The sequence below is a fragment of the Chromobacterium sp. CCUG 76385 genome, from assembly GCF_059916625.1.
Genome location: NZ_JAUCGU010000008.1, coordinates 83,616 through 96,081, shown reverse-complemented (window position 1 = coordinate 96,081; position 12,466 = coordinate 83,616). Strand labels below are relative to the sequence as shown.

Below are 12,466 nucleotides of genomic sequence, written 5' to 3'. Positions count from 1 at the left end.
ATATCATTCCTGTTGCAGACCGTGCACAGTGAAAACGACAAACAACCACCCACCCCGCCAACAAAATGCATTTCAAATATAACTACCCATGCCTGGCACGCAGGAACGCCATGGAAAATTGCCCGCACGGCGAACGCGACGCGTCAAAAAAAATGCCGCTCACTCGCCTAAGTGAACGGCATTGCCCCCTCACGGGGTTAATTGTCTGACGCGGCTACTGATCAGTTGACCGGGCAGCTGTTGTTGGCGCGGTAGTCCACCACCTTTATCTTGCCGGCGATGATATCCTGGCGCGCGGCAACGATCTTCTTTTCCATTTCCGGCGTGATCAGCGCGCGGTTGTATTTGTCCAAGGCCCAATCCACGCCGTTTTCCTTCAGGCCCATCAGCTTGACGCTGGGCTTCCAGGTGCCGTTCTTGGCGTCGCGCATGGTTTCATACACGGCGTTGTCCACGCGCTTGACCATGGAGGTCAGCACCGTGCCCGGCTGCATGTAGTTCTGGTTGCTGTCCACGCCGATGTAGAACTTGCCGGCGCCCTTGGCGGCCTGGATCACGCCCACATTGGACAGCGCGGCGGCAGCGAAAATCACGTCGGCGCCGCGATCAAACTGGCTCTTGGCCAGTTCGTTGCCGCGGGACGGATCGTTGAAAGCGGTGTGGGTGGTGCCCAGCATGTTCTGCAGGACGACGGCCTTGGGATTCACATAGCGCGCGCCCTGCGCGTAACCGCAGCCAAAGGCGCGGATCAGCGGCACATCCATGCCGCCCAGGTAGCCCACCTTGCCCGTTTTGGACTTCAGCGCGGCGGCCATGCCCACCAGGAAGGAGCCTTCCTGCTCCTTGAAGGCGATGCTCTGCACATTGGGGCCCTTGGCCACGGCGTCCACCAGGGTAAACTTGGTGTTGGGGAATTCCTTGGCCACGGTCTCGATGGACTGGGTGTAAGCGAAACCGACTGCCACTACCAGATCGGCGCCTTTGCGCGCCATATTGCGCAGCACTTGGTCCTTCTGCGCGTCGTTGGTGGGCTGACCTTCGCGGTAATCAATCTTGAACTCTTTCTTGAAGCGTTCCGCGCCGGTGTAGGCGGCTTCGTTAAAGCTCTTGTCGAACTTGCCGGCCTGGTCGTAGACCACGGCAACGGAGAAGTCCTTGGCCAGCGCCGGGCCGGCCACCAGAGCTGCGGCTACGGCGCAAGCTGCGGTCTTGATCGCAAATGTCATTTTCATCAACTTTTCTAGTAGTAGTTTTGAGATGGACTGCCGGCCGATCGGGTCGAACCGGCGCTTCAACGAGGCGCGCGTCGCGCCGGAAGCTCCCTGGAGCGCGGCGAACGGGACAGATGGCATATGCAAAGCGCCGCCCGCGGGCGGCGCATACAACTCGCCAATTGAAGCGGCGAGATTCTACCCAGCGCCACCCCTCGTGTAAACAAATATAGATAAGATTGTCTGAAAATCTAAAAACAAGCGCTCACATCGGCAGCTCCGCGCTGCGGCACAATGCCGCGTCCTGCCTGCCTTTTTCCAAGGCCAGCTCGATCAGGGCGCTGATCAGATCGCGGTAAGACAAGCCGGCGGCCTGCCATACCATGGGACACATGCTGATGCTGATAAGGCGTTTCAGGTACTGAAATGCAGCGACATGGCCGGAGCTAATGTGTTCCTGACGCCTGATGGCGAGATGGCGAGATGGCGAGATGGCGAGATGGCGAGATGGCGATCAATGAGTTGAACATCTTGCCCAGCCTCGTTCAGCACGATCTCGCCGCAGCCTTCACTCATCACCATCGTCTTCCAGCTGCAGCGGGGCAGTCAACTGCTTGTTGTTGCGTATGCCCAGCTTGCGCAATTTTTCCGCGCTGGTCATCAAGTTGCCGCGGCCGCTGGACAGCTGCTTCATCGCGTCGGCAAAGGTGTCTCGACCGGCATCCAGCTGCTTGCCCAGCTTCTCCATATTGGCGACGAAGCCTGCGAACTTGTCGTACATCGCCCCGCCCTGGCGCGCGATCTCCTGCGCGTTCTGGTTCTGGTATTCATAGCGCCAGATGCTGGCGACCGTGCGCAGCGTGGCCAGCAGCGTGCTGGGGCCGACGATCATGATGCGGCGCTCGAAGGCCTCGTTGAACAGGCTCATATCGTGCTGCACCGCCAGCAGATAAGCCGGCTCCACCGGGATGAACATGAACACGAAGTCCAGCGTGTTCAGCTTGTACAAGTCCTGGTAGCGCTTTTCCGACAAGGCGCGGATATGGGCGCGGATGGCGGCGATATGGCCTTTCAGCTCCGCCTCGCGCGCGGCGTCGTTGTCGGCGGCGGTGTAGCGTACATAGGCGTTCAGCGACACCTTGGAGTCCACCACCAGCTGCTTGCCTTCCGGCAGGTCTATCACCACGTCCGGCTGGTAACGCTTGCTGCCATCTTCGGTTTCCAGCGTGTCCGACACCTGCACCCGATACTCGCGATCCTTGGTCAGGCCAGAGGTCTCCAACACCTTCTCCAGCACCATTTCGCCCCAGGTGCCCTGGGCCTTGCTGCTGGCGCCGGTCAGCGCGTTGGTCAGCGCCACCGCGTCGTCGCCCAGGCGCGTGTTCAGTTCCTGCAAGCGTTTCAGCTCGGTTTCCAGCGTCAGCCGCTCCTTGCTGTCCTTGTCATAGGTGTCCTGCACCAGCTTGCCGAAGTTCTGGATGCGCTCGTGCAGCGGCGTCAGCAGCGCGCCAAGGTTTTGCTGATTCTGCTCGGTGAAGCGCTTGGACTTCTCCTCCAGGATGTCGCCAGCCAGGGCTTTGAACTGGTCGGACAGGGTCTGCCGCGCCTCCATCAGCAAAGCCAGCTTTTCCTGGCTCTGCTGGCGCTCCTGCTGCAGCGTGGTGGCCAGCTCCTGCTCGCGCGCGGTCAGGCGCACGATGTCCTGCCCCTGCTGCAGACTGCGCGCCTCCAAGGCCTCCAGCACCCGGCCCTGCTCCTCGCGCGCCGCGAGTTGCGACGCCAGCTCGCGCAGCTCGCGCTGAGCCGAGGCCAGCGCCTGCTCGCGCTCCTGCAGCTGCTTCTCCAGTTCCGGCACGCGCTGCGCGCGTGCAATATACGCGCCAAGCTGGGTCTGGCTTTCGGCCAGTTGCTGCGCTTGCGCCTGCTGCGCGCGAACAGCCTCCTGCTCGCGCGCCCTCGCCTCATCCAGTTGCATGCGCAATCCCTGGCATTGCGCGTCTAACTGAGCGGCCTGCTGGCTGATTTGCGCCAGCTCCCTGGCCGCCCTGCTGCGCGCGGCAAACCAGGCCGCGCCGCCGCCCATCAAACCGACCAGCAGGCCGATGATCAACATTTCCATTCAATTTTCCCCATCGATGCCAGGCGTAGGGCGGATACCCGAACGGCGATCCGCCATGTATCGCTTGCCATAAACAGGCGGAACGCCCGGCTTTGCCGGGCTTCCGCCCTACGTCAAGCCGCCGCCCAATGCTGCAGATAGACCTGCAGCTCCTTGCGCCCCTGCCATTCATTGGCGATCAGCTGATATACCGCCTGGATGCGCTCCGGCAGCCAGTCGGCGTGATTGAACAGCATGGCGTCGAACTCGCAGCCTTCGCGCGCCAGCCGCAGTTTCAAGTGCTTGTCGCCCACCAGCTTCTGGTTGACCACCATGAACTGGTCGTGAAAGTACGGCACGGGGAAGCCCTGGCCCCATACCTCCGCCGCCAAGGTCTCCGCCAGATTCAGGCTCAGTTCGCGCGCCGGCAGGCTGCCATCGGTTTCAATGGTGCGGGTCAACTGTTTCTCATCCATCAGTTCGCGCGCCACCGCCTCGAAAGCCTGCTGAAATTCGCCGAAGCGGCTTTCGTCCAGGCTCAGGCCAGCCGCCATCGCATGGCCGCCAAACTTCAGGATCAGCCCCGAATGGCGCTTGTACACCAGATCCAGCGCGTCGCGCAGGTGAAAGCCGGGAATCGAGCGGCCGGAGCCCTTGATCTCGCCTTCGTCGCCTGGCGCGAAAACGATGGATGGCCGATGAAAGCGCTCCTTCAAACGCGAAGCCACAATCCCCACTACGCCCTGGTGCCAGTCGTCGCGGTACAGGCTAAGCGTGTAGCGGTTGCCGGCGTCGATGCCGGACAGCGCGGCCAGCGCCTCGTCCTGCATGCCGGCCTCGATGCCGCGCCGCTCGCGGTTCAGCTTGTCCAGCTCCTGCGCCAGGCGCACTGCCTGCTCTTCGTTGCTTGCCAACAGGCAGGCGATGCCCAGGCTCATGTCGTCCAACCGGCCGGCCGCGTTGAGCCGCGGCCCCAGGGTGAAGCCCAGGTCGAAGGTATTGGCCTTGAAGTGGGCGCGGCCGGCCACGCGGAACAAGGCGGCGATGCCAGGCGCCATCCGGCCGGCGCGCATGCGTTTGAGGCCGTTTTCCACCAGCGTGCGGTTGTTGCGGTCCAGACGCACCACGTCGGCCACCGTACCCAGCGCCACCAGGTCCAGCAGTTCGCCCAGATTCGGTTCCGGCTTGCCGGCAAACGCGCCGCGCGCGCGCATTTCGGCGCGGAGCGCCATCAGCACGTAGAACATCACGCCGACGCCGGCCAGGTTTTTCGATGAAAACTCGCAGCCGGGCTGATTGGGATTGACGATCAGCGCGTCCGGCAAGGTGTCGCCCGGCAAGTGGTGGTCGGTCACCAGCACCTCGATGCCGCGCGCCCTGGCCGCCTCGACGCCGGCCACGCTGGCGATGCCGTTGTCCACGGTGACGATGATGTCGGGCCTTTTCTGCGCCGCCAGTTCGACGATTTCCGGCGTCAGGCCGTAACCGTACTCGAAGCGGTTGGGGACGATGTAGCTTATGGTCGCGCCCAGGGCGGACAGGCCCTTTACCGCCACCGCGCAGGCGGTGGCGCCGTCGGCGTCATAGTCGGCCACCACCAGCAGCTTTTGGCCGGCGGCGATGGCGTCGGCCAGGCGGCGCGCCATCGCCTCGGCGTTTTTGAGCGTTTGATAAGGTAGCAGGCCTTTCAGGCCATAATCCAGCTCCGTGCTGTCGGCAATGCCGCGGGCGGCGTACAGCCGCGCCTGCAGCGGCGTCAGGCCTTGCCCCAGCAATTTCTGCTGCAGCTCGGCGGGGACTTCTCGGGTAACGATTTGCGACATGGTCTCTCAATACAGCGCCGCCAGCGGCCGCGCGCGTTTCCAGAATTTCCACAGATCCGCCGGCGCGATGCTCAGTTCAAAACCGGCCGGACCGGTGGCGATAATCGTCAGCTGCGCCAGCTTTCCGCGACGCAAAGCCTGTAATAGCGGGGCAAACCAGTCGCGCTCCAGGCGCTCCAGCGCCTCGCGCCAACCCCAGGCGTCGCGGTATTGCGCCGCCGCCTGCAAGGCGTCCAGCACCAGCAGGCTGTCCGCCTCGCCTTCCAAGCCATCGAAGGCGAATGGCGCGCCGTCGGCCTGCATGCCGGCTTCGGCGGCCAGCCAGTGCAAAGCCTCGTCGTCCGCCAACAGGCGCGGCGCCGGCGCGCGCCACGCGGCCGGCTGGCCCTCGCCCCACAGCCACACGCTGTTGATGGCGAGTTCGCCGCGCATTTCGCGCTCGTCGTTGACCGGCTGGGTGTACAGCAGCATCTGCAGCTCGTTCAACATGCGGCTCCAGGCCAGGCCGGCCTCGCCCTGCGGCAGATGATGATTGATGTCCTCTCCCACCACGTCCCACAAGGGCGTGAAGCTGGCGGCCAGCGGCTTGGCCGCCTGCAGCAGCCAGCGCCCGGTCTGCAGCGGATGGAAAGTCAGTCCATCCTCGCCGAAGTGCCTGTTCAGCGCGTCGGTCAGCTTGACGGCCTCGTCGCGCGCCACCTGCATCACGCCGACATCGGCCAGCAGCGCGCGGTCGCGGTCTATGCGCAGATGCACCGGATCGGCCAGCAGCCACTCGCCCGCGCCCGCGTCCAGGCCGGCCTGGCGCGCGGCCAGCCGGGCCAGGCCAGCCGGCGGCGCGCCCCACAGGCCGGCGATGCTGGCCGAAAAGCCCTGCCCGCGGCGCTGCAGGACACCTTGGCCCAGCAGCCGCTGCAGCGCAGGCAGGCTCAGCCCCTTGCTGACTTCCGCGCCGTCGTGCGCATCCAGCCAACACAGGCCGGGTAATAACAGAGTCAGTTTCATCTTCTTGCCAAATGATTGAAAGCAAAGGCCATTTTGGCCGATAGGAATTAGGCGGGGACCATGATATCAGGCAAACTGTCGCCTCTAGCTGGAACTATCGCCCCGGCCGCTCGCCAAACACGCTTTGGCATTCGCCGCCGCGGCGCCCAACCTCGTCAATATCTTGCATCAAGGCGGGCCGCCGCCCGCCTGGAAAAGTGATGGATTATCGCAAACTGCTACACATCCCGCAAAAGTGCGCCAACCGCTTGATCAACCACCACCTGAGCTGGCTGGGCGCGGCCGCCTGCCTGCCGCTGCTGGGCACCGCCACCGCCTTCGCCGTGGCCAACGGCGCTGAGGAAACCCTGCCGCCGCCGATCCTACAGCAACAGGTGGTGGAGCGGCTGGCGCTGCCCGAGTTCCGCTTTGTGGACAGCCAAACCCGATACTGGCGCGACGAGTCCGTCAAACGCGGCGACACCATCGCCCGCGTGCTGAACCGCGTGGGCATACGCGCCAACGAGGTGCGCGCCCTGCTCTACGGCGACAACGCGCAAGCCAAGAATCTGCTGAAGCTGAAGGTCGGCGCGACGCTGTCGGTGCAGACCAACGATGCCGGAGAGTTGTTCGGCCTGCGCTTCCTGCAGGATGACGACAACGGCGAGCAAAACCTGGTGGCGCTGGAACAGCGCGACGGCAAATGGCAGGCCAGCGCCGATCCGGTGGCGGCGGACAGCATGGAGACCGTGCGCTCTCTCACCATCAAACGCAACGCGGCCAGCGAATTGGCCGCCGCCCGCGTCCCGGCCGACATACGCAATCAACTGGCCGAAGTGTTCTCCGACCAGTTCGAACTGTCCAGCCTGAAGGCGGGCGACAGCATCAATCTGGTATACGAGACCATGGTCTACGCCGGCACTCCGATCGCCAGCGGCAACCTGCTGGCGGTTTCCATTCAGCGCGCGGGGCAGCTGCACCAGGCTTTTTACTTTGCCCACGACAGCGAAAGCGGCGCCTTCTACGACGCCGCCGGCAAGCCGGTGAAAAAGGGCTTCAGCCGGCAGCCTGTGGCCGGCGCCCGCATCAGCTCTGGCTTCGGCCTGCGCAAGCATCCCATCTTGCGCACGCTGCGCATGCATTCCGGCATCGACTACGCCGCCAGCGCCGGCACGCCCATCGTGGCACCGGCCGACGGCGAACTGGTGAAGGCGCAACGCGAGAGCGGCTACGGCAATGTGGCGATGATACGCCACAACGGCAGGCTGACCACCCTGTACGCCCACATGAGCGCCTTCGGCAAGGGCATGAAGCCGGGCGCCAAGGTCAAGGCTGGCGACATCATCGGCTATGTCGGCAGCACGGGGCGCTCCACCGGCGCGCATCTGCATTTTGAGGTTAGAATCAATGATCAGCCGGTGGATCCGGCCACCAACGCCCTGCCCACGCCGGGGCTAAGCCAGACCCAGCTCGCCCAGTTCGGCGCCAAACGCGTCGCGCTGAGCGCCAAGCTGAATCTGCTGCAAAGCATCCCGGCCAACATTGCCATGATCGATTGATGAACGACCTTTATATTGGAATGATGTCCGGCACCAGCCTGGACGGCGTGGACGCCGTGCTGGCGCGCTTTGACGAGGCCGGGCGCCCCGAGCTGCTGGCCGACCATGCCCTGCCCTATCCGGCCGAGATCAAGGCCGACGTCCTGGCGCTGCAGCCGCGCGGCCACGATGAACTGCACCGCAGCGCAACGCTGGCCACGCGTCTGGCCGAAATCTACGCCCGGACCGTCGGCGAATTGCTGGCCAAATCCGGCCTGCAAGCCGACGCCATCCGCGCCATCGCCTGCCACGGCCAGACCATACGCCACGCGCCGCAAGACGGCTACACGATACAGCTGGGCAATATGTCGCGGCTGGCCGAGCTCTCCGGCATCGACGTGATAGCGGACTTCCGCAGCCGCGATGTGGCGGCCGGCGGCCACGGCGCGCCGCTGGTGCCGGCCTTCCAGCAAAGCGTGTTCGCGTCACCCGATGAGAAACGGGTAATCCTGAATATCGGCGGCATCAGCAACCTCGCCCGGCTGCACCACGGCCAGCCCGCCATCGGCTTCGACTGCGGCCCCGGCAATATGCTGATGGATGCCTGGTGTCTGCGCCACACTGGCCAGCCTTTTGACGACGATGGCCGCTGGGCCGCTGGCGGCAATATTCACCCCCCCTTGCTGGCGGCCATGCTGGCCGAGCCGTATCTTCAGCAACCTCCGCCCAAGAGCACCGGCCGCGACCTGTTCGGCGATGCCTGGCTGGCAGCCAAGCTGGCGGCGCAGCAGTCCATGCCGGCGCCGCAAGACGTGCAGGCCACGCTGCTCGCCTTCAGCGCGCGCAGCATCGCCGACGCCATCCTGGCACACTGCCCCGGCAATCAGGCGGTCTACGTCTGCGGCGGCGGCGCGCGCAACGGCGCGCTGCTGGCGCAGATCGCGCGACTGCTGGATGGCCAGCGCGTCTTGCCGATCGAGACCCTGGGCATGCCGGCGCAATTGATCGAGGCCATCGCCTTCGCCTGGCTGGGTTGGCGCTTCGTCCACCGCCAGCCGGGCAACCTGCCGGCAGTGACAGGCGCGCAAGGCCCGCGCATTCTGGGGGTGTTGCATCCGCGGTGAGCTGAAAACGGCACATCAGGCTATAATCAGCAGCTGTCATAGCCAAATATGAAAAAAATGCGATTTTTCAAGCGCAAGGCCGTAGTCAAGAATAATCAAACACCGCTGCCGCCGCAGTTGGTCTCCCTGCTCCGCGAGGCATGGTGGCTGCTGATGGCGGTAGCGGCTGTCTATCTGGTGCTGGTGCTGGCCAGCTATTCGCCGCTTGACCCGTCCTGGTCGCACAGCTCGTCCGACCCCACCGTGCGCAATTACGGCGGTTCATTCGGCGCGTGGCTGTCCGACATGCTGCTGTATGTCTTCGGCTTCTCCGCTTGGTGGCTGGTGGTGTTCTGCCTGGTAGCCATAGGCTGGGGCTACCGCCGCATCGAAAGCCTGGGCTTCAAGTTCAATCCCATCACCGCCGCCGCCGTCGGCGGCTTCTTCCTGTTGCTGCTTTCCAGCGCCAGCTTCGAAGCCATTGTGCTGGATGGCAAATTGGTGACGCTGCCGCTGGACGCGGGCGGCATGCTCGGCCACTACCTGGGCAAGCACATCGCCCACGGTCTTGGACTGTCCGGCGCGTATTTGTTGCTGGGCGTGCTGTCCGCCATCGGCTTTTCGCTGTTCACCGGCCTGTCCTGGCTGGACCTGATGGAAAAGATAGGCGGCGCGATCGAAGACGGAGTCATTAATCTTTGGCAGAGCTGGCAAGCGAAAAAAGACCGCGAAATCGGCAAGGAAACCGCGCAGAAGCGCGAAGAGAAGGTTTCCGTCGCCAAGAAAAAGATTGAAGAAGCCGCGCCGGTTCGCATCGAACCGCCGGTGCTGGACGTGCCGGTATCGGCCAAGGCGCAGAAGCCGGTGCAGCAATCGCTGTTCGCCGACCCCAAGGACGCCGCCCTGCCCGGCCTGAGCCTGCTCGACGCGCCCAAGGAGCAACAGGAGCCGGTCTCGCAGGAAACCGTGGAGTACACGTCGCGGCTGATCGAGCGCAAGCTGGCCGACTTCGGCGTGGAGGTGAAGGTGATCGCCGCCTATCCCGGCCCGGTGATCACCCGCTACGAGATCGAGCCCGCCGTCGGCGTCAAGGGCGCGCAGATCGTCAATTTGATGAAGGATTTGGCGCGCGCGCTGTCGCTGGTCTCCATCCGGGTGGTGGAAACCATACCGGGCAAGACCTATATGGGCCTGGAACTGCCTAACCCCAAACGCCAGATCGTCCGCCTGACCGAGATCATCGGCTCGGACAGCTACCAGAACATGGCGTCCAAGCTCACCATCGCCTTCGGCAAGGACATCGCCGGCCAGCCGGTATCGGCCGACCTGGCCAAGATGCCGCACGTGCTGGTGGCGGGCACCACCGGCTCCGGCAAATCGGTGGCGATCAACGCGATGATTCTGTCGCTGCTGTACAAGGCCACGCCCAAGGAAGTGCGGCTGATCATGGTAGACCCGAAAATGCTGGAACTGTCGGTCTACGAAGGCATCCCGCACCTGCTGGCGCCGGTGGTGACCGATATGAAGCAGGCGGCCAATGCGCTGAACTGGTGCGTAGGCGAGATGGAGCGCCGCTACAAGTTGATGTCCAAGCTGGGCGTGCGCAATCTGGCGGGCTTCAACCAAAAGATCAAAGATGCCGAAAAGAGCGGCGAGAAGATTCCCAATCCGTTCAGCCTGACGCCGGAAACGCCCGAGCCGCTGGACACCCTGCCGCTGGTGGTGGTGGTGATTGACGAGCTGGCCGACCTGATGATGGTGGCGGGCAAGAAGATAGAGGAGTTGATCGCCCGTCTGGCGCAGAAGGCCCGCGCCGCCGGCATCCACCTGATTCTGGCCACTCAGCGTCCATCGGTGGACGTCATCACCGGCCTGATCAAGGCCAATATTCCGACGCGGATCGCCTTCCAGGTATCCAGCAAGATAGACAGCCGCACCATTCTGGACCAGATGGGCGCGGAAGCCTTGCTGGGACAGGGCGATATGTTGTTCCTGCCGCCGGGCACCGGCTACCCCAACCGCGTGCACGGCGCCTTCGTATCCGACGAGGAAGTCCACCACGTGGTCGAGTTCCTGAAGACAACCGGCGAACCAGACTACATCGAAGGCATCCTCACCGGCCAGGCTGACGGAGACGACAGCGCCGCCGGCGCCGGCATCGACGGCGACAGCGATGCCGAGTCCGACCCGCTGTACGACGAAGCCGTCGCCATCGTGGTGAAAACGCGCAAAGCATCGATCTCCTCGGTGCAGCGCCATCTGCGCATAGGCTATAACCGCGCGGCGCGGCTGATCGAGCAGATGGAAAGCGCCGGCCTGGTGTCGCCGATGGAAAACAACGGCAACCGCACCGTGTTGGCGCCGGCCCGGCAAGACGATTAAGCCCTCGGGGCGCCGCGCGCCCCTTCTTCGATATCAATAAGGATGGCCATGCCCCGCTATCTGCCCGAACCCGCATTCCGCCACGATTACACGCCCAAAATCGGCGTGCTGCTGATGAATCTGGGCACGCCCGAAGCGCCCACCCCGCAAGCGCTGCGCCCGTATCTGAAGCAATTCCTGTCCGATCCGCGCGTGATCGAGATTCCACGCTTGCCATGGTGGCTGATCCTCAACGGCATCATTCTCAACACCCGACCCAAGCAATCGGCCAAGAAGTACGCCAGCATCTGGACCAAGGACGGCTCGCCGCTGCTGCTGCACACCCGCAACATGGCCAAGCTGCTGAAAGGCCAGCTGGGAGAAATGGGGCTGCGCGACTTGGTGGTCGATTACGCGATGCGCTACGGCAATCCGTCCATCGAAAGCGTCATCGGCAAGATGCGCGAGCAAGGCGTGGAAAAGCTGCTCCTGCTGCCGCTGTATCCGCAATACGCCGCCTCGTCCAGCGCCACCGCGCTGGATGAAGCCTTCCGCGTCTTGACTCGGCTGCGCAATATGCCGGAAATCCGCACCGTGCGGCATTTTCACGACGATCCGGGCTATATCGCCGCCTTGGCTGCGCAAGTGCGCAAGCACTGGCAATACGGCCAACAGCCGGACAAGCTGGTGATGAGCTTCCACGGCGTGCCGCGCTTCACCCGCGACAAGGGCGATCCGTATCACTGCGAATGCCAGAAAACCGGCCGCCTGCTGGCCGAGGCGCTGCAACTGCGGAAGGATCAATATGTCATCTGTTTCCAGAGCCGTTTCGGCCGCACCGAATGGCTCAAACCGTATACCAGCGAAGTGCTGACCCAGCTAGGCAAGGAAAAGACCGCCAAAGTGGATGTCATTTGCCCAGGCTTTGTCGGCGATTGTCTGGAAACGCTGGAAGAAATCGCCATGGAAGGCAAGGAAACCTTTCTCAACAACGGCGGTGGCGAATTCCGCTACATTCCCTGCCTGAACGAAGACCCGCAATGGATCACCGGCTTGGCGGCAATTGTAAAAAACAATCTGACGGGTTGGCTGGAAAATACGGCAGAAGATGGCCGCGCCCGCGCGGCGCGCGCGCATGACATGGGGGCAAGCCACTGACATCAAGTGCGCGCCGCCGGCGCACTCGACCTGGACAAATCCTTATAAATCAAACACAAAAAACCGTCACCGGGCATATTGCAATTTCCGCGATATGCCCGTTTTCAATTTGTTTTGCGCAAAATGTAAATAATGATCCTATATTCACTAGGTCTGCGGCATTCCACATTGACACCCCGATAAACTGGTC

9 protein-coding genes are annotated in these 12,466 nt (G+C 63.5%); 4 read left to right on the top strand and 5 right to left on the bottom strand.

The window, feature by feature from the left end; translation table 11 throughout:
* Positions 1-221 precede the first annotated feature (221 nt).
* The 5 genes from QUG01_RS07895 to QUG01_RS07875 all read right to left on the bottom strand — a co-directional run bounded on the left by QUG01_RS07895 (position 222) and on the right by QUG01_RS07875 (position 6,137).
* Complete coding sequence (locus QUG01_RS07895; RefSeq protein ID WP_500829644.1) at positions 222-1,232, bottom strand: BMP family lipoprotein; 1,011 nt, start codon at positions 1,230-1,232, stop codon at positions 222-224.
* 393 nt (positions 1,233-1,625) lie between these two features.
* Positions 1,626-1,787 (bottom strand): hypothetical protein, encoded by a 162-nt coding sequence (locus QUG01_RS07890; RefSeq protein ID WP_500829643.1) that lies wholly within the window; start codon positions 1,785-1,787, stop codon positions 1,626-1,628.
* On the bottom strand, positions 1,780-3,330 hold the full coding sequence (locus tag QUG01_RS07885) for a DNA recombination protein RmuC (RefSeq protein WP_500829642.1): 1,551 nt from the start codon (positions 3,328-3,330) through the stop codon (positions 1,780-1,782). Before QUG01_RS07885 ends, QUG01_RS07890 begins: the two co-directional genes overlap by 8 nt.
* Positions 3,331-3,443: 113 nt before the next feature.
* The gene (gene recJ, locus QUG01_RS07880) at positions 3,444-5,132 is read right to left on the bottom strand and encodes a single-stranded-DNA-specific exonuclease RecJ (protein ID WP_500829641.1); all 1,689 of its coding nucleotides are present in this window, start codon (positions 5,130-5,132) and stop codon (positions 3,444-3,446) included.
* A gap of 6 nt (positions 5,133-5,138) precedes the next feature.
* On the bottom strand, positions 5,139-6,137 hold the full coding sequence (locus QUG01_RS07875) for a hypothetical protein (RefSeq protein WP_500829640.1): 999 nt from the start codon (positions 6,135-6,137) through the stop codon (positions 5,139-5,141).
* Between the two features lie 200 nt (positions 6,138-6,337).
* On the opposite strand from QUG01_RS07875, the gene QUG01_RS07870 reads away from it, so the two are divergent.
* The 4 genes from QUG01_RS07870 to hemH are packed head-to-tail and all read left to right on the top strand — an operon-like array spanning position 6,338 to position 12,276.
* On the top strand, positions 6,338-7,675 hold the full coding sequence (locus QUG01_RS07870) for a peptidoglycan DD-metalloendopeptidase family protein (protein ID WP_500829639.1): 1,338 nt from the start codon (positions 6,338-6,340) through the stop codon (positions 7,673-7,675).
* Positions 7,675-8,778, top strand: coding sequence for an anhydro-N-acetylmuramic acid kinase (locus QUG01_RS07865; RefSeq protein WP_500829638.1), 1,104 nt, complete (start codon positions 7,675-7,677; stop codon positions 8,776-8,778). The genes QUG01_RS07870 and QUG01_RS07865 overlap by 1 nt, the downstream gene beginning before the upstream one ends.
* A 57-nt stretch (positions 8,779-8,835) precedes the next feature.
* A complete protein-coding gene (locus tag QUG01_RS07860; protein ID WP_500829637.1) occupies positions 8,836-11,139 on the top strand; it encodes a DNA translocase FtsK in 2,304 nt (767 codons plus the stop codon).
* A gap of 48 nt (positions 11,140-11,187) precedes the next feature.
* Complete coding sequence (gene hemH / locus QUG01_RS07855; protein WP_500829636.1) at positions 11,188-12,276, top strand: ferrochelatase; 1,089 nt, start codon at positions 11,188-11,190, stop codon at positions 12,274-12,276.
* The last annotated feature ends 190 nt before the right edge of the window (positions 12,277-12,466 follow it).

Excerpts from the sequence above, each read along its gene's own strand:
- QUG01_RS07895 (WP_500829644.1), bottom strand. The coding sequence starts at position 1,232 with ATGAAAATGACATTTGCGATCAAGACCGCAGCTTGCGCCGTAGCCGCA.
- QUG01_RS07890 (WP_500829643.1), bottom strand. The coding sequence starts at position 1,787 with ATGAGTGAAGGCTGCGGCGAGATCGTGCTGAACGAGGCTGGGCAAGAT.
- QUG01_RS07885 (WP_500829642.1), bottom strand. The coding sequence starts at position 3,330 with ATGGAAATGTTGATCATCGGCCTGCTGGTCGGTTTGATGGGCGGCGGC.
- recJ (WP_500829641.1), bottom strand. The coding sequence starts at position 5,132 with ATGTCGCAAATCGTTACCCGAGAAGTCCCCGCCGAGCTGCAGCAGAAA.
- QUG01_RS07875 (WP_500829640.1), bottom strand. The coding sequence starts at position 6,137 with ATGAAACTGACTCTGTTATTACCCGGCCTGTGTTGGCTGGATGCGCAC.
- QUG01_RS07870 (WP_500829639.1), top strand. The coding sequence starts at position 6,338 with ATGGATTATCGCAAACTGCTACACATCCCGCAAAAGTGCGCCAACCGC.
- QUG01_RS07865 (WP_500829638.1), top strand. The coding sequence starts at position 7,675 with ATGAACGACCTTTATATTGGAATGATGTCCGGCACCAGCCTGGACGGC.
- QUG01_RS07860 (WP_500829637.1), top strand. The coding sequence starts at position 8,836 with ATGCGATTTTTCAAGCGCAAGGCCGTAGTCAAGAATAATCAAACACCG.
- hemH (WP_500829636.1), top strand. The coding sequence starts at position 11,188 with ATGCCCCGCTATCTGCCCGAACCCGCATTCCGCCACGATTACACGCCC.